At 46.2% G+C, this 16,115-nt stretch carries 16 protein-coding genes and 1 pseudogene; 6 read left to right on the top strand and 11 right to left on the bottom strand.

Translation table 11 applies throughout. The features are described 5' to 3' along the window. Window positions 1-67: 67 nt before the first annotated feature. Entirely contained in the window at window positions 68-649 is a 582-nt protein-coding gene (locus ACTWJ7_RS03010) for a hypothetical protein (RefSeq protein ID WP_079348212.1), read from the bottom strand. A 232-nt stretch (window positions 650-881) separates the two neighbouring features. On the opposite strand from ACTWJ7_RS03010, the gene ACTWJ7_RS03005 reads away from it, so the two are divergent. The 4 genes from ACTWJ7_RS03005 to ACTWJ7_RS02990 all read left to right on the top strand — a co-directional run bounded on the left by ACTWJ7_RS03005 (window position 882) and on the right by ACTWJ7_RS02990 (window position 4,328). Further along, window positions 882-1,757 (top strand): DMT family transporter, encoded by an 876-nt coding sequence (locus ACTWJ7_RS03005; RefSeq protein ID WP_079348214.1) that lies wholly within the window; start codon window positions 882-884, stop codon window positions 1,755-1,757. Window positions 1,758-1,870: 113 nt separating this feature from the next. After that, window positions 1,871-2,917 (top strand): bifunctional transcriptional activator/DNA repair enzyme AdaA, encoded by a 1,047-nt coding sequence (locus ACTWJ7_RS03000; protein ID WP_301880539.1) that lies wholly within the window; start codon window positions 1,871-1,873, stop codon window positions 2,915-2,917. An 83-nt stretch (window positions 2,918-3,000) separates the two neighbouring features. After that, window positions 3,001-3,780: an isocitrate lyase/PEP mutase family protein gene (locus ACTWJ7_RS02995; RefSeq protein WP_443145114.1), complete on the top strand. Its 780-nt coding sequence runs from the start codon at window positions 3,001-3,003 to the stop codon at window positions 3,778-3,780. Between the two features lie 32 nt (window positions 3,781-3,812). Next, on the top strand, window positions 3,813-4,328 hold the full coding sequence (locus ACTWJ7_RS02990; protein WP_285076210.1) for a hypothetical protein: 516 nt from the start codon (window positions 3,813-3,815) through the stop codon (window positions 4,326-4,328). Between the two features lie 95 nt (window positions 4,329-4,423). On the opposite strand, the gene ACTWJ7_RS02985 is transcribed toward ACTWJ7_RS02990, so the two are convergent. The 7 genes from ACTWJ7_RS02985 to ACTWJ7_RS02955 form a co-directional block, all read right to left on the bottom strand. Beyond that, a complete protein-coding gene (locus ACTWJ7_RS02985; protein ID WP_301880541.1) occupies window positions 4,424-5,125 on the bottom strand; it encodes a hypothetical protein in 702 nt (233 codons plus the stop codon). After that, window positions 5,122-5,997: an ATP-binding cassette domain-containing protein gene (locus ACTWJ7_RS02980; RefSeq protein ID WP_301880542.1), complete on the bottom strand. Its 876-nt coding sequence runs from the start codon at window positions 5,995-5,997 to the stop codon at window positions 5,122-5,124. The genes ACTWJ7_RS02985 and ACTWJ7_RS02980 overlap by 4 nt, the downstream gene beginning before the upstream one ends. Beyond that, on the bottom strand, window positions 5,994-6,374 hold the full coding sequence (locus tag ACTWJ7_RS02975) for a GntR family transcriptional regulator (protein ID WP_079348227.1): 381 nt from the start codon (window positions 6,372-6,374) through the stop codon (window positions 5,994-5,996). Before ACTWJ7_RS02975 ends, ACTWJ7_RS02980 begins: the two co-directional genes overlap by 4 nt. A 98-nt stretch (window positions 6,375-6,472) precedes the next feature. Then, window positions 6,473-6,643, bottom strand: coding sequence for an aspartyl-phosphate phosphatase Spo0E family protein (locus ACTWJ7_RS02970; protein ID WP_076287270.1), 171 nt, complete (start codon window positions 6,641-6,643; stop codon window positions 6,473-6,475). 240 nt (window positions 6,644-6,883) lie between these two features. Next, complete coding sequence (locus tag ACTWJ7_RS02965) at window positions 6,884-8,266, bottom strand: transcriptional regulator (RefSeq protein WP_079348229.1); 1,383 nt, start codon at window positions 8,264-8,266, stop codon at window positions 6,884-6,886. Window positions 8,267-8,540: 274 nt separating this feature from the next. Beyond that, window positions 8,541-9,458: an aldo/keto reductase gene (locus ACTWJ7_RS02960; protein WP_079348232.1), complete on the bottom strand. Its 918-nt coding sequence runs from the start codon at window positions 9,456-9,458 to the stop codon at window positions 8,541-8,543. Between the two features lie 174 nt (window positions 9,459-9,632). Continuing rightward, a complete protein-coding gene (locus ACTWJ7_RS02955; RefSeq protein ID WP_301880543.1) occupies window positions 9,633-10,523 on the bottom strand; it encodes a diacylglycerol/lipid kinase family protein in 891 nt (296 codons plus the stop codon). A 341-nt stretch (window positions 10,524-10,864) separates the two neighbouring features. Between ACTWJ7_RS02955 and ACTWJ7_RS02950 the strand changes: the two genes are divergently transcribed. Beyond that, window positions 10,865-12,382 carry a leucine-rich repeat domain-containing protein gene (locus ACTWJ7_RS02950; RefSeq protein ID WP_301880544.1) on the top strand — a complete coding sequence of 506 codons (1,518 nt, stop codon included), beginning with the start codon at window positions 10,865-10,867 and terminating at the stop codon, window positions 12,380-12,382. 175 nt (window positions 12,383-12,557) lie between these two features. Here the strand turns inward: ACTWJ7_RS02950 and ACTWJ7_RS02945 are convergent, their stop codons facing one another. Together ACTWJ7_RS02945 and ACTWJ7_RS02940 are read right to left on the bottom strand one after the other, a co-directional pair. After that, window positions 12,558-12,785: a helix-turn-helix domain-containing protein gene (locus tag ACTWJ7_RS02945; protein ID WP_443146334.1), complete on the bottom strand. Its 228-nt coding sequence runs from the start codon at window positions 12,783-12,785 to the stop codon at window positions 12,558-12,560. After that, window positions 12,728-13,468 (bottom strand): AraC family ligand binding domain-containing protein, encoded by a 741-nt coding sequence (locus ACTWJ7_RS02940; RefSeq protein WP_443145113.1) that lies wholly within the window; start codon window positions 13,466-13,468, stop codon window positions 12,728-12,730. The genes ACTWJ7_RS02945 and ACTWJ7_RS02940 overlap by 58 nt, the downstream gene beginning before the upstream one ends. Window positions 13,469-13,592: 124 nt before the next feature. On the opposite strand from ACTWJ7_RS02940, the pseudogene ACTWJ7_RS02935 reads away from it, so the two are divergent. Continuing rightward, a pseudogene (locus ACTWJ7_RS02935) lies at window positions 13,593-14,928 on the top strand (glycoside hydrolase family 30 protein). Between the two features lie 103 nt (window positions 14,929-15,031). Here the strand turns inward: ACTWJ7_RS02935 and ACTWJ7_RS02930 are convergent. Further along, window positions 15,032-15,994, bottom strand: coding sequence for an endo-1,4-beta-xylanase (locus ACTWJ7_RS02930; RefSeq protein ID WP_301880547.1), 963 nt, complete (start codon window positions 15,992-15,994; stop codon window positions 15,032-15,034). Window positions 15,995-16,115: the final 121 nt, after the last annotated feature.

Here is a 16,115-nt window from a genome sequence, read left to right as displayed (position 1 = left end):
TGTTCCATTCTCCATTTGATCAACAGAAGAAGAAGAAGAAGTGGCACACAGCAATAATCCGTCTGAATTATTTTAATTTAATTTCCTTCTCCGAGGTGACTTCCTTCCCCTCATCATTGGTAAAGACAAACGTCGCTTTGCCGCGTTCACCCTTCATCTCATCCGAATAAATAAATCCGGAGAATTGCCCGTCACCACTGATGTAAAATCCTTCTTTCCCGTTCGCGCCATGTTCGATTGCTTCCTTATAAGAATTCACAATCGTTACCGTGTTGGACGTCCAACGCATCTCGGTTAAAGCGTAACCCTCAGGAATTTGTTTGATCGCAAAATCAAAGCTGTTGCCTTCGGACGGCTTGTCCGTCTGGTCAATCACGATCATGATCTGTCCTTCCGCATCAGCAGAGGATTCCGATTGGGCCGTAGGTTTGCCCTCATTCCCACTTTCGTTCGCTTGACCGTTGTTATTCTTCGCCTCCATATTAGGAACGGAACTCTTTCCCGCATCTTCTATGGGCTGCTTCGATTGCGGATAGGCGTGTTCCTGTACGGATTCATTGTTATTTTTGGCCCCACATGCGCTGGTCAGCAGCAGAATACACAGAGCAGACACCCAGAGTATAGATTTATTTTTATTGATATTCATCATTGGAACTCCCTCCATTTATCTAAAGTAACAAGCACGATGCATTCATCCCAAGAGAACTTTCCAATCAGCACCTTCTATAGTAATTACTACACCATATCGTCTCACATTAAGCTCCATATTATGTAAATGAGTTATAAATCCTATTCGTTATTACACTTCGATGAACCCTGAAACGTTGGCGTGATACCCTGAAAGGGTCAAAAAATACGCTATATTCGGGGAGGAAAAAAAGTTGAATCGTTTTGCTTTTATGATGCTCGTTATACTCGCCACCTCGCTTATGGGTTCATCCTTTGCTGTGGGCAAAATTGGGCTAGCTTATCTTTCTCCCATTCTGCTGGTCGGCATTCGATTTACTCTGGCTGGAGGACTAATGGCGCTATGGGTGCGAAATAAAAATCTTCCGACCACTGTGCCTGACTGGCTCCGGTTATTCGTCATCGGTCTGTTCCAGACGACTGGCGTGATGGCCTGTATTTTCCTGAGCATGCGCACCATCCCTTCGGGGCAGACATCCATTCTCACGTTTACGAATCCGCTATTGGTAGTTCTTCTCGGAAGTGTCTTTGTGGGTCTACGATATCGGGCATATCAGTGGCTTGGGGTACTAATCGGAATAACGGGGGTCTTCATCACGCTAGGATTCCATCTTCAATTCTCGGAAGGAACGCTGCTGGGTATAGGCTCCGCCTTGTCCTGGGCCATCGCTACCCTCTTGGTCAAACAATGGGGATCACGCTTCAGCACCTGGGTGTTAACGGCATATCAGATGTTATTCGGCGGGGTGACGCTGTTATTGCTCAGTTTCACCATGGAATCAACAACACTCATCCTGAATGCCACGTCCATAGGGGTGATTCTGTATCTGGCAATCCTCGGTTCCATGGTGCAGTTCGCTACGTGGTATTACCTGTTAAGCAAGGGCGATCCGGGCAAGACAAGTGCATTTCTTTTTCTCGCGCCATTCTTCGGTGTCTTATCCGGCTGGCTGCTTCTGGGCGAAGTCATTCAGAAGTACGTATATATCGGTGGATTATGCATATTCCTGGGGATCTTTTTGGTAAACTGGAGTGGACGGACAAATCAAAAGAAAACATCATTCAAATGAGCATGCTGCATACTGAAATAAAAATATTCATGCCTGATTTTCGGCGATGCCCTGTGCATCGTTTTTTATAATATCCGTAAGGTTAACTCTACTGAAGTAAGGACGTGCGCCCAATGATTTCTGCTGAACTGAAAGAACTATACTATCAGGCTCTGGTTGCCAAGGATTCGGAATACGAAGGATTATTCTATGTCGGGGTCAAGACCACGGGTGTATTCTGTCGCCCTACGTGTCCTGCACGAAAGCCGAAGTTCGAAAACTGTGAATTCTATGAGACGGCGCAGCAGGCATTGCTTGCTTCATATCGCCCTTGCCAGCGCTGCCGCCCGTTATCCCACCCCAATCAGGTGTCGGATGTGGTACGCATATTGGTGGAAGCCGTAGAGAACCATCCGGAGAAACGCTGGAAAGGTCAGGACTTCAAGGCATTATCCATCGACGAATCCACGGCCAGACGTCAGTTCAAGAAGCGATTTGGCATGACCTTTGTCGAGTATGCCCGCGCCCGTCGCATGGGGCTGGCCCTGAAAAATATTCGCTCCGGTCGTACGGTCATTGATGCCCAGCTGTCCACCGGTTACGAATCCGGCAGCGGGTTCCGGGATGCCTTCTCGCGAATCATGGGTGCAGCGCCTACACAAGTGGATGAAGAGCATGTATTGAAGGCGTCCTGGATCGACACACGTCTAGGACCCATGATGGCTGTAGCCGATGAGAACGCATTATATCTGCTTGAATTTGTAGACCGCAGAGGTCTGGAGCGTGAAGTAGAACGATTGCGCAAACGCACCAAGTCAGCCATTGTACCCGGAATAACAGAGCCGATTCGTTCCATTGAACGGGAACTTGCGCAGTATTTTGAAGGCACATTAAATGTATTCCTCACCCCGTTGTTCTGGTTAGGAACACCATTCCAAAAGAGTGTATGGGAGCAATTGATTGCAATTCCGGCGGGAGAGACGAGGTCATATCAGGATATCGCGAATGCACTGGGTAAACCTACAGCATGTCGAGCGGTAGCACAGGCTAACGGAGCCAATCAGCTGGCTATCGTTATTCCATGTCACCGTGTAATTAATGCCAGTGGTGAACTCGGCGGATACGGCGGTGGGCTGACGCGCAAAAACTGGCTTTTAACTCATGAGAAGCAAGAGATTTGAGCACCCAGTGCCCAAGATGCAAGAAAGAACGGACGCAAGTATTATGAAGCGGCTTACAGCAATATAACGAGGAGCGAAACCATATGAATACCCTACAAGAAAAAGCAGCGATATTCCACCAAGCCCATGTGAAAGGCAATCCCTTGGTGCTGGTCAATGCGTGGGATGCCGGAAGCGCACAAGCCATCCAGTCCACCGGCGCCACAGCAATTGCTACCGGAAGCTGGTCTGTAGCTGCCGCGCATGGTGAACCAGATGGAGAATCAATGCCCTTCCAACTGGTACTCGCCGATCTGGCGCGGATCACCAAGAGCGTCGAACTGCCTGTAACGCTCGATATTGAGGGAGGGTATGGCAGGTATGCGTCAGCAGTGAAGGAAAATGTGAGCCACGTGATCCATCACGGTGCGATAGGAATCAATATCGAAGATCAACTTCCGGATGGCTCAGGACTTTACGATGTGGAGGAGCAATGTCTAAGACTATCTGCCGCCCGGGAGGCAGCGGAGCAGGCGGGCATTCCACTGTTCATTAACGCCCGCACAGATATCTTTTTGCAAAATGCACCTGAACGACACAATCATGCTCTCCTTGAAGAAGCGCTTATTCGTTCCAAGGCTTATGCAGAAGCAGGGGCCAGTGGCCTGTTCGTTCCGGGCTTACAGAATCAACAACTGATTCAGGAATTATGTGAGCGTTCGTCGCTTCCGGTCAACGTGATGGTTATATCACATGAGCCTTCCCCAAAACAACTTGGCGTGCTGGGTGTGGCACGCGTAAGCTATGGTCCTTATCCTTATCTGCAAGCGATGGAACACCTGAAAGAACTGGGGCAAAGTATTCTATCAGGAACTATGTTATAATCACCACTACCCAACACTAACAGGAGGAAAATATGCTTAACGTTGAACAAAAGCTTGAAGTGCTACAATCGTATCCCCAACTGCAACGCAAAGATGTTTCTCTCGGTCGTGTTAATTTTCACTACGAAGATAGCGCGTATGATAAAAAGATTGTCGCTTTCCATATTCATCCTAACGGTAACGGTTATATCTATGCAGGGCTACTGCCCAACTATGAGACCGATGATAAAGGATTCGTCAATATTCGGGATTACTCCGAAGCAGATCTACGCACATTGTTAGATGAAACGATCAAAGCGATGTCTTACAATCCCAACGCAGCAGAATCCAAAGAACCAGAACAAGTAAAAGCTGCTCCTACATTGGCTACAACCTCTGTTGGTGGCGGAACATGGGTCGATGAAGATGGACATACACTTACCTTAAAATATGAAGATGACATGTGGTATGTGTATTCCGGTCTTAATCTGGATATGGCTTTTGAATCTCGTAGCGAGGCTGGCGAGTATCTCAAAGACGAAGGATTTAAACCACAAGCTCAAGCTTAACTTATACAAAAAAACACGAGGCGTGTTTACTCACTCGTGTTTCTTTGATTTCAATGGATAGTTAGCCTGGATATCTCCTTCATCAAAAGCGTCTCTTATCCATCTTTTCTGCCTTTCATTGTAAGCGGCGCATTCTTCATCATGGGGTATGTGCTCAGAAGCAAAGCACCTCCAATGACCCCCAGAGCAGTGAACAATGCGATGAGATTGACATTCGTAAACCACTGGAACCAGACGCTCAGATCTGATAGAACAATTACCAGCGTGACGATTAAGCTAACCCCAAAGAACAGGACGAAAAAATTACGCATCCCCAATCGAATCCAACAGACAGTTGAAAAGATGGATAATCCCAACACCAGGAAACCAATCATCAGATCAAGCCATAGATAGGAAAAAAAATGATACTCACTTGAATACAGCATGCCTGGTTGATAAAAGGTTACGCCAAGCGTTCCATATTCATGGAGAAGATGCATGATGAAATAGATGACATTCAGTATCGTAATTGTTCCTACGACCATCCATACCGAAATGTTATAGAAGGATTTCATGAACTGAATTCGTGTACTGCCCATACCTATCGCAACCGGAAACAAAGTAAGGATTCCCGCAATCGCAAAAGTACAGATCCCTCCATACATTGGACCAAATAATTGCGTCGTATACGACACATCAAATATGAATCCAATAGCTAAATAGACGACTGTAAGCATGAGTGTAATTGAAGAGAAAATCATTAAATACCAGCGCATATCATCCAGAATCAGCCGATTCGTACCTTTCGCTGCGTTCATCGCTTAACCCCCTCTTGATTACGGGTCCTGTTAATCAAATAATCTTGTAGTGTCGCCTTCTCAATGGAAAGCCCTTGTTCATGAGCAATGTCCTTCCACACTTTGGAGTACGGCTCATCAATCATCACTCTCATGGTCGATCCCATCTGGGAAGATTCTATAACCTCCACGTCAGCTGTGACATGTTTAATATCATCCATTCCCCCTGTTAGAAGAACTCCTTTTTCACGCATCTCTTCCATGGGCTGATTAAGCAACACTTTTCCCGCTTGTAGAACGATGAGGGACTCACATAAAGGCTGAATCTCCTCAATATGATGGCTTGATATTAGAATTAGACGCGGGTTATCTTCATAAGTCTCCAGTAAAGCATTGTAGAAGTATTTACGTTTCTCAGCATCAAGTCCATTGGTGGGCTCATCAAGAATCGTTACCCTTGCATTACTGGCAAGACCCAATATCATCTGGGCAGCGGTCTTCATGCCTTTTGAGAATTTGGTGATCTTCTTCTTCACGGGTAATTCGAACATATCAATTAATCGCTCTGCAAAGGTCTGATCCCACTGAGGATGGAAGTATTGACCGAATCGAACCATGTCGTTGATCGTCCAATTTCTACCCAAGGGATGATTCTCCTGGATATAACACAGGTTCTCCTGCGCAGCCAAGTTGTTGTATGGGTCTTGGCCCATCACTTGGATGGTCCCAGCATCAGGTCGGTTATGGCCTGCGAGCAGACTCATCAGGGTTGTTTTGCCGGCACCATTTCTTCCCCACATTGCACTAATGGTCGGCTCAGTCTCATGTAAAGTCACATTGTTAAGCACGGGCGTCTCTTGATAGCTGTAGGTTACCTGCTCGATCTGAATCATAACTCACTCTCCTTATCCTTCTTACCTCGGATCAAATCAATAATCATGTCCTCATTCATGTGAATCCGTCTGGCCTCTTCAAGTAAAGGCTTGATATATTCTTCGTAGAAATGCTGTTTTCGCTCAACAAGCAGCGCTTCCCGGGCTCCCTTCGCAACAAACATGCCAACACCCCGCTGTTTATAAATGATACCTTTGTCCACGAGCGTTTGAAGCCCTTTGCGTGCCGTGGCTGGATTAATATTGTAAAAGCGAGAGAGCTCATTGGTTGAAGGGACCTGTTCCTCCACCCTCAATCTGCCGTCTACAATGTCATCCATAATCATCATGGATATCTGATGAAAAATGGGCTGAGATTCATCCAAATTCGATTTCATGCGATTCCAACTTTCATCTATCGTTAATTAGTTAGTCGGTTAGTTACTCATGTGACTAACTATAGTGCACGGAAACCAATATGTAAATAGGCGAACCCCTAATTGATCAACTTTTTCATTTTGGCTCGATTGTATTGATTAATAAGACCGTCCAAAACTACAGATTGCTGGATGACTTCAGGATGAAGCAGACTGCCGTATTCCGACTGCAAGCGGTGAAGCTGTTGTCTGGCTTCTTCGATCTGTGACATTAACTCCAGGCAATCCATAGTACCCCTCCTTTTTGTCATATTTTAGTTTATTATGCCAATCGATAGGCCGCAAGGGGTACGACATACTTATTCTTCCACCAGACGCAAAAAAGACGCCTCTGAATGAATATTCAGAAGCGTCCCTTGGCTTAGGCTTATGTCCCTAAACCGTGGTCATTAGTTCGGTAAATTGAAGGGTTCGGAACTTCCTCAGTGGGGACAGGTCCAATAACAGGAGCAACAATGTTCACCACTATACTACATGTAACTATCAGCAAAGCCAGCTTTCTCTTCATTGAGTTTCTGCACCTCACTAATCAAGATTTTGTACTGCTGTATGGCTGTGTCAGACGCATAATCCCTATATTGCTCGAATAGCCCGACACCTCTAAGCATACCGCGTCCATCACTAATTTCAAGAGAAAACCTTAAACTATCAAGAACAAAATCTAACCCCTTGGCAAATTCATCTTTTTTAAGGTAATAGGTCCCTAATCCTGCCAACAGACGAACATATCGATCATCCGTAACCTGCTTGCTGACTTTCCCTATTCGGTTGCTTTGTTCTTGGTAGGTGAAGTAGGTTTCGTATTGCTTCAGTACATAATCAATATTCATATCATAGCGATTTGCAGCAGTCACAATATCACAAAGTGCCGGGAAAATCTCATTTTCTTTTGTTGAGATATAATCGAGATAGTCAGGCAATACCTCAAACTGACCAGCCATTAATTGATATATATAGCGGTTTCCCTCAGCCCATTCCTGAAATTGATTAATTACAACCATTTCATCCGAATCAGGCTCTCTCACCCAACTATAGTCCGTATATAAAGAAACGTATTTCAGTGCAATTTCATAGTTGTTTAGATGGAAGTTAGCACTTCCAGATGCCAAATAGGCATACATAATATAAAAGATAATCGGTCGTTTCGTCTCTTCCTGTTTCCTTCTTCCATTCAACTCATAATGAATGGTTGCTTTTACTTTTAGCTTTTCAGAAAGCTCTTGCACTTTGCTCCACCTGTGAAGAGATGCAAAGGCATTAATCAATTCGTTGAGCGCATCCAGCTGATAACGTTCATCAAGCCGGTCAACATAGTATTCGAATTGAGCCGCGATGATCAGATTTCGTTGCTGATCATTGGTCAGTCCCAGCCTGAAGAGTCGATACTGACATAGTGCAAGCCGTTCGGAGTGTTGCATTTTCTCACTTTCGGCTATCGTTTCATATAGTAGAACGGCCGGTTCGAAATTACCGGCATGGTAGAATTCTTCAGCCAGATCAAATAGCAAAGGAATATAAGATAGATTATCCATCATCAAGCGGATAACCTCTTCAATACAGTTCAATTTATTCAACTCAGCACATCGATGAAGGAATGGTCCCAGTCTTCGCCAGTCAGGGGCAGCATGGACAAAACACTCATCTATGTACAATTCATAGAAGTAACCTTCTTCAAGTCTCATAGCTGAAGTGATTCGATCCAGCTGCTGCATCGCAATCGGACGATTCTTGTTCAAAATATTGCTCAGCGTACCGGAGTTAATTCCTGACGTTTCCGAAAAAAGACTAATGGACATCTGCTCACGCTTCAGATAACTTTCTAAGTGATCGCGTATCGTGGTTGTCGGCTCCAAACTAACACCACCCTCCAAAATAAAAAACCATAAACAGGATTAACGGTATGCAAAAGTAATTATATGTAATAATTAAGCAAGGGTCAATAAGATAAATTCAACTAATTTGTATTAATTACAAAAAAATCCTTTTGTTAAAATAAAGGCCCTATCCTTATTTTATACCGGGAACGGACAAGCATCAAATAAAGGATAAAATAAAAACACGAGCAGCATATGCGCTCGTGTTTTACATGCATTATAGCAGAACGATCTGCTATATATTACTCTTGGTTTAAGGCAGCACATTGCCAGCTGCACGATAGATTTCATACCACTCCTGGCGCGTAAGGTGAACATCGCTAGCTTTGATACAATCTTGCAAACGCTGGATGTTCGTTGTGCCTGTCACTGGTTGCATATGAGCAGGGTGACGCAGCAACCAGGCAATCGCCATGGTCGTGTTGCTCACTTCATATTTTGCAGCAATCTCGTCGATCTTCGCATTCAGTTCCGGGAACTTGTCGCTTCCCAGGAATACGCCTTCGAAGAATCCGTATTGGAACGGGGACCATGGTTGAATTGTAATATCGTGCAGGCGGCAATAATCAAGAATACCGCCATCACGGTTAACCGCGGCATCATTCTCCATATTCACGTTGATTCCACTGTCAATCATCGTGGTGTTGGTAATACTCAACTGCAACTGGTTCGCTACCAGTGGCTGTTTAACGTATTTTTTCAACAGTTCGATCTGGTTCGGATTCTGGTTGGATACCCCGAAGTGACGCACTTTGCCTTCGCGCTCCAACTGGTCAAAGGCTTCAGCCACTTCTTCCGGTTCAACCAATGTATCCGGGCGATGCAGCAACAGAACATCCAGATACTCGGTTTTCAAGCGTTGCAGAATGCCATCCACCGAATTCAAGATATGCTCTTTTGAGAAATCAAACATGCCTTTGCGGATACCGCATTTGGACTGAAGAATCATATTTTCACGAACCTGGGGATTCATCTGCACAGCCTCTGCAAAGATCTCCTCGCATGCTCCGTTTCCATAAATATCAGCATGATCGAAGAAGTTCCCGCCTGCTTCCATGGCGGAATGAACAAACTGTTCTGCTTCTTTGCTGCTTAATGAATTAATTCGCATGCAGCCAACGGCTACAACCGGTACTTCAAGTGCGCTGCTGCCAAGTTTAATTGTTCTCAAGATGATTTCCCTCCATATTCGAATAGTATCGTACTCTAATGCCCATAATCATTGCCAACTGGTATATACTTGTCTTCCGTCTATGATTGTGACACAGAACTGCAATCGGTTTCAATGGAATATTAGAATTCTTATATGGAATAATGGAGGTTTTTTTCTGCATCATTCATCCGCTTACACTTCTTCCGGGACGATCACTTCAATATGCTGAGGCAATACACGGATTCGAATGGGCAGGGAAGGCCCTTCCTCTCCATCTACATTCGTGCGGATGGCATCCGTGGAACGGACATGAACTTCTTTTGCCGTAAAATAGTCAACATCCTTATGGTTCTTCAGATTGCCAAACAGCAGGGACGTTCCGAGTGTAACTGTATTGAAGACGTTCATGCTACGGATCACAAAACAATGAATTAACCCATCATCTACCGCTGCATCAGGGGACAATTTCTCAAAACCTCCAACCGAATTCGTCAGCGCCGCGAGAAAAAGAGGAGATTCCCCCTCCCAAAACTGCCCGTCATACTCAATGGTTAGCTGCTTGGCGGGTGTGTTCATCAGGTCTTTCAACCCTTCTTTCAAATAAGCGAATGAACCCAGCTTCGACTTTTCTTCCGACGATACCGAGAACAGCGCTTCTGCCAATGAACCGGCTGCCACCACGTTGGCAAACAGACGATCATTAATTTTACCGAGGTCTACCCTATGAACCTGCTCCGATCGTAACTGCCGAATGGCTTCTTCCGGGTCAAGGGAGATATTCAGCGCACGCGCAAAATCATTCACCGTACCCAGCGGCACCACACCCAGTCTGGGACGATGTTCCTGCTCCATCATGCCGTTAATCGTCTCATGCAGCGTCCCATCTCCTCCGATGGAAATGACGAGATCACTGCCGTCTTGGCAGGCACTCAGGCAGTAGTTGGTCGCATCGCCCTCCCCGGCCGTTTCATTAATCACCACTTCATACTGCTGTGATTCAAGAATTTCTTTGACTTGGGACACATACTGCTTAGCTTCTTCTTTACCGGACGATGGATTGCTAATGATCATGGCTTGGCGCATACCTGCATCTTCTCCTCCAAATGGCATTCTTTACTTCATCTATACCCTATCTGCCATGGAGTTGAATACGATCTGGGGGAGTTGTACAATTTTTTTTGAAAAAGATGACCGGAAGAGTACAGTATGGGGCTGGTATCATATAGAATAGAAGTAGATGTGCTGCCTGTCATGAATTTCATGTTCCTTTTGCCTAATGACTGGTTAATAACATAGATGTGTATATCTATTCTATCTGTCCATATCGTAACTATAATAGTTCATCGACATAAATGAGTACTCAAAGTACATAAGAACAATACACTTACCTATCCTTTAAATCGGAATCGGAGGGAATTCATGCAATGAGAAGAATGACTCTACTATTTCTAGTATTCATCCTTAGTCTCGGGGCGGCTGGGCAGGCGATGGCCTATACTACTGCAGACTTGGGCGAAGGAATCATCGAAGACCCTGCACTCGAGAACGGACTGAAGCTGATCTTGAACAAACCGGTAGATTCCCCTCTAACCTCATCCGATCTGGAGCAGCTGAACGTTGTGGATCTGAGCAATGCAGGCATTCAAAGCCTGGCCGGTCTGCAATACGCCACGAATCTGACTCACCTCCGGTTATATGGCAATGAGATTGACGATTTAACACCGCTGGAGCATCTGACTCAGCTTCGCGAGGTTGACGTTCGCAACAATTACATTACATCCATTGATGCACTGGCTGATCTGAAAGACCTGGGACGGCTGTATATCAGCAACAATTCCATTTCTTCTATAGAGGTTGTACGTGGATTCAATCGACTACATACGTTTCACGCCAGCGGTAACCAGATTACCAGTCTCTCCGCACTGGCTGATGCAGATGATCTTCAATGGCTCGAAATCTCGAACAATGCGATCACGGACCTGACACCACTGGCTGATAAAAGAAAGCTTAAACAGCTCAATGTGGCCAATAACCATATTCAGACACTGGATGTACTGGCTGATCTGCCGAATACACTTCAGAAGCTGAATGTGGCAGGCAACGAGATTTCCGATCTGATGCCACTGGAGCATATGACACGTCTGCGGACACTGGACTTCTCCGGGAATCAGGTTCAGCATCTGGCGCCCCTGGAGAGCCTGACAGGGCTCAAAGAACTGAATGCGGAGTCCAATCAGATCTATGACCTGGAGCCGTTACGGCAGCTGTCCAAGCTGGAAGTGCTGAAGCTGTCCAACAACCGGGTGTGGGATCTGACACCCATTGCCGGATTTACTTTTACAAGAAACAGCTCTGCTAATACCATAACGGATATCTCGACCTCCACCTCCTTGTCCTCGGGTACTCAGACTTCGGTCTCGGAGCCGGAACCTGCCGGACTAACGGTGCAAAACAACTACCTGGACGTCGCAAGCGGCAGCAACACGATGCGCCTTCTAAATCAAATGAACGTACGGGAGCAGAAGCGCACCCCGCAAGGCAGATTCCAGCGACTGGTTGAAGGGTCTACAACCGCCTATGTGGGTGATCAGGCTTACGCGCTGGAGGCTGCGCCTTTTATCGAGGATGGACGGACCTATGTGCCGCTTCGCTTTGTCTCGGAGCAATTGAATGCCAGCGTGAACTGGAATCCGGATACACAGGAGGTTCAGATTGCGCAAAATGACACGGTGCTGAAGTGGACGGTGGGCAACAAACAGGTGAGTATAGATGATACTCTTGCGGTAAACGACGCGCCTCTGTTGATGAGAGATGGCAAGGCGTTTGTCCCGGTACGATTTATTTCGGAGCAATTCCATACGACGGTTGGGTATATCGGAAGCAGCAAAACGATCCTGATCTTTGAAAACAAAGCACAGGATGAGAGTGTACAACAACCTTAATTAACAAAAGTATAATCAAGCACCACGCACTTATCTCTACTTATCTCAATGCACAATCCATTCATATGACATCCATGCAGCTTCTTGCATGCACAACGAAGTCCCCGTCTGAATCGTCAGCGGGGATTTTTGGTGCGCATTAAATTGGATGTGGGCACGCGGGAATTCGGTTTATTCAAAAAAAACGGATGCTGCCCATCGTCTGTCTGTATTCACTGGGACTCATGCCAGTCCATCTTCTGAATTGCCGGCTAAAGTGCGCAAGACTGGAATATCCGAGCATGGCGGCAACCCGGGTAAGGTTCAAATCAGGTTGATGGATCAGCTGCTTGGCCTCGTGGAGCTTCAGCTCGGACAAATATTTGCGCGGGGAGATGCCATATACTTTCTGAAATGTCTCCAGTGCATATCCAGGGCTGATTTGCAGTGAAGCAGCGATCTCTTCAATACGAATCTCCTTATCCCCAGCCCTTCCCGCTGAATGTTACCGGCATTGAAGCGGCTTTTGATTGCCTCGGCAATCAGGGTTGCATAGTGCGCCACAGTAGGCGATACGGATTCTTGAGAACGGGAGGAGCTTTGCTCTGCCAAGATCGCCAGAATCTCCAGCAAACCAGCCTGCATGCGGAACAGATCTGCCGTTGTATAGTCTTCTTTTTGCTGAAGAAGGTTCACCCATTTCATCATCACTTCCGTCATTCGCTGATTATCCTCGCTGCCATTCGGGAACAACAGCTGAACTTGTCGACTCATCCCTTGCCGAAACAAAGCCTCGTCCACATTGAAATGGGCAATAAAGTAGGTGAGACCCTTCTCCTGATTGCATTCATTGGTATGCTTGCATCCGGGTGGGATAAGTAATATATCTCCTTGATGAAGGTCATAACGGATATTCTCCAGTATTGTCGTTTGTGCGCCTTCCAGAATCAGAATTAATTCAAAGGCCAAATGGGATTCCTGCGGCACATGCCAGCCTTGGTTCACCTTCTGCATGTGAGCACCAAACAGCTTGACATTCCAATCCGTCGCAGGCAACCACCGGCTCTCGGGAGACAGATAGGAACGGTATGGTTCAGGGATGATCATGAATTACACCACCTTGGATTAGGGCAAATTTTACACGGTTCAGCGTATCTGCTTTTGGGGAGGGACTTGATATACTGACTGTACTGTACAACATACCTGAGGTTCAAGCGAGGAGGAAATTCCAATGTCTCTGACGTTACATGGCTATTCCACTACACCCAATCTTTCGTGGAAAGAGATTTCTTATACAATCACAAATGAAAGCGCTAATCTAAAGCTCACAGGTGAACAGCATCAGCTTGTAGAAGGATTTGGCGGCTGCTTCAATGAGCTTGGTTATATGGCCCTGTCCCACTTGAATGAGGAGCAGCGACATGAAGTCTTTCATTCCCTCTTTCACCCGGAAGGCGAACATAAATTCAACATCTGCCGCCTGCCAATCGGCGCGAGTGATTATGCAGAACAATGGTACAGCCACAATGAGGTGGACGGCGACGTGGCCATGGAACATTTTTCGATTGAACGTGACTTCAAATACCTAATTCCATACATCAAAGAGGCCCTGACCTATAATCCAAATCTGCAATTCTTCGCCTCTCCTTGGAGTCCGCCAACCTGGATGAAATCGCCGAAAGCCTATAACTACGGTACGCTGCGCTGGGAGAAGGAGATATTGGAGGCGTATGCACTGTATTTCGTCAAATTCGTACAGGCTTACCGTGAGGCAGGCATCACCATCCATCAGGTTCATGTGCAGAACGAAGTCATCGCGGATCAGAAATTTCCTTCCTGCATGTGGACTGGCGAGCAGCTGCGTGAGTTTATCGCCGATTATCTGGGCCCTGCTTTTGACCGGCATGGTCTGGACACGGAAATCTGGCTGGGACGATCAACGCGCCTGACCCATGGAGGAATTGATCAAGAAAAAAACAAATGATTTTGACGAATACGCCGGACTGGTGCTTAGTGATCCCAAAGCGTACGCCTATATCAAGGGAGTAGGTTATCAGTGGGCAGGCAAAAATGCCATTCAACGCACAGCGGCAAGCTATCCGGAGCTTCGATACATGCAGACCGAGAATGAATGCGGCGATGGCAACAACTCGTGGAACTACGCCAAGTATGTATTCAACCTGTACCAGCACTATTTCATCAATGGAGTGAATGCATATATCTACTGGAACATGGTTTTGGAGCCAAAAGGCCGAAGCACGTGGGGTTGGGAGCAAAACTCGATGATTACAGTAGACCCGGATACGAGTGAGGCCATTCGAAATCCCGAGTATTATGTGATGAAGCATTTTGCCCATCATATTGTTCCTGGTGCACGAAGAGTGGGTCTGTCTGGAGCCTGGAGTGGCAAATCGGTGGCATTCCGCAATCCTGACAACAGTCTCGTGATCGTCATTAACAATCCGTTCAAGGATCCTCGTGGCCTGTATTTGTCATACGAGGGGCAGACACTTAAGTTTGAGTTGGAGGCTGACTCCTTCAATAGTATTGTTATCTCGGAAGGCTAGAAAGAAGATATGAACAGAAATAGCGCCTTGCTCTGCGGTTTGACTGCGGAACAGGCGCTATTCATGGATGCAGCTGATAACGTCAGAGCATGATTATGAGAACTTAAGGATTATTGGCAAGATAATTTCTTAGCCATTGCATTGCTGGACGCTCTGTACCATTGTTATTCACCAGATGGGAACCGTTAACCCAGGTTTGACCCTGATTGTAACCCCACAGTGTCACACCTTTGACCGCAGAATGCTGCCACAGCACAGGGAACTTCTGCTGATAGCGTTGTAACTGCGTGTTATCGTCTCCCGTTATGTCCAGTTCGGATACATAGATCGGCAGACCTGTTGCAGCCAGCTTGTTCAGCACGGTGTTCATCGTGCTTACGGAGACGTTATCCATATTAAAGTGATGGGCCTGAATACCGATGCCGTCAATCAGCCCTCTGCTCTTCAAAATATTAACAATCTGTACATATTGATCCGCCGCGTTCGGGTCACCGATAATACCATATTCGTTCAGCAGTAGCTTGGAATTCGGAAAAGCTTGTCTCGCTTGTTGGAAAGACCAAATCACCCAATCCCAGCCTGTTGCTCCATCCCCTCCGATGGCATTGCGATAGGAAGGCTTGGCATGCAGCGGTTCATTAACCACATCGACAAAAGCCGCTTTGGAATAACGCTGGCCAGCCGCCTGAATCCACTGTGTTACTTCAGCTTTCTGATCGGCGGCGGAGAGGCTGTTAATCCACGATGGCTGCTGACTTCCCCATACAAGGGTATGAAATTTGAATGGAAATCCATTGTTAACCGCATAGTTATACGCCATGTCGGCCTGAGACCAGTTCATGTTATTGCGCGTGCCTTCCACTGCATCCCATTTGGTTGAATTCTCCGGCGTCACCTGATTCCAATATGGACTAAAATTCGAGGGAACACTGCTTGCAATAATATTCCCCAGAAACTTGCTACCTTTCGCCAAACCTGCACTTACACTTCCGACGGCTACTGATGTGGCAAGCACACCCACTAACGCTAACGCACCCACGGTCTTAAACCATTTGGACTTGAACATGATCTTCCTCCTTTAGTTTTTAATAGTTGACAATCTAGTAAGCGTTTACATTCATCATTTTACTGGATATATTTGTAATTATCCATGTAGAAAGTATAGCTTGTCCCTAAGAAAGTATAGA

Source organism: Paenibacillus sp. 1A_MP2 (genome assembly GCF_052244825.1).
Classification (GTDB): domain Bacteria; phylum Bacillota; class Bacilli; order Paenibacillales; family Paenibacillaceae; genus Paenibacillus; species Paenibacillus vandeheii.
Note: the sequence above shows the minus strand (reverse complement) of the source record. Positions and strands in the feature narration are given on the sequence as shown.

Bases quoted from the DNA above. Each gene is read 5' to 3' on its own strand.
- ACTWJ7_RS02940 (WP_443145113.1), bottom strand. From the start codon at position 13,468: ATGATCATCCCTGAACCATACCGTTCCTATCTGTCTCCCGAGAGCCGG.
- ACTWJ7_RS02975 (WP_079348227.1), bottom strand. From the start codon at position 6,374: ATGAAATCGAATTTGGATGAATCTCAGCCCATTTTTCATCAGATATCC.
- ACTWJ7_RS02980 (WP_301880542.1), bottom strand. From the start codon at position 5,997: ATGATTCAGATCGAGCAGGTAACCTACAGCTATCAAGAGACGCCCGTG.
- ACTWJ7_RS02970 (WP_076287270.1), bottom strand. From the start codon at position 6,643: ATGGATTGCCTGGAGTTAATGTCACAGATCGAAGAAGCCAGACAACAG.
- ACTWJ7_RS03010 (WP_079348212.1), bottom strand. From the start codon at position 649: ATGATGAATATCAATAAAAATAAATCTATACTCTGGGTGTCTGCTCTG.
- ACTWJ7_RS02990 (WP_285076210.1), top strand. From the start codon at position 3,813: ATGCTTAACGTTGAACAAAAGCTTGAAGTGCTACAATCGTATCCCCAA.
- ACTWJ7_RS02930 (WP_301880547.1), bottom strand. From the start codon at position 15,994: ATGTTCAAGTCCAAATGGTTTAAGACCGTGGGTGCGTTAGCGTTAGTG.
- ACTWJ7_RS02950 (WP_301880544.1), top strand. From the start codon at position 10,865: ATGAGAAGAATGACTCTACTATTTCTAGTATTCATCCTTAGTCTCGGG.
- ACTWJ7_RS02985 (WP_301880541.1), bottom strand. From the start codon at position 5,125: ATGAACGCAGCGAAAGGTACGAATCGGCTGATTCTGGATGATATGCGC.
- ACTWJ7_RS02955 (WP_301880543.1), bottom strand. From the start codon at position 10,523: ATGCGCCAAGCCATGATCATTAGCAATCCATCGTCCGGTAAAGAAGAA.
- ACTWJ7_RS02995 (WP_443145114.1), top strand. From the start codon at position 3,001: ATGAATACCCTACAAGAAAAAGCAGCGATATTCCACCAAGCCCATGTG.
- ACTWJ7_RS03000 (WP_301880539.1), top strand. From the start codon at position 1,871: ATGATTTCTGCTGAACTGAAAGAACTATACTATCAGGCTCTGGTTGCC.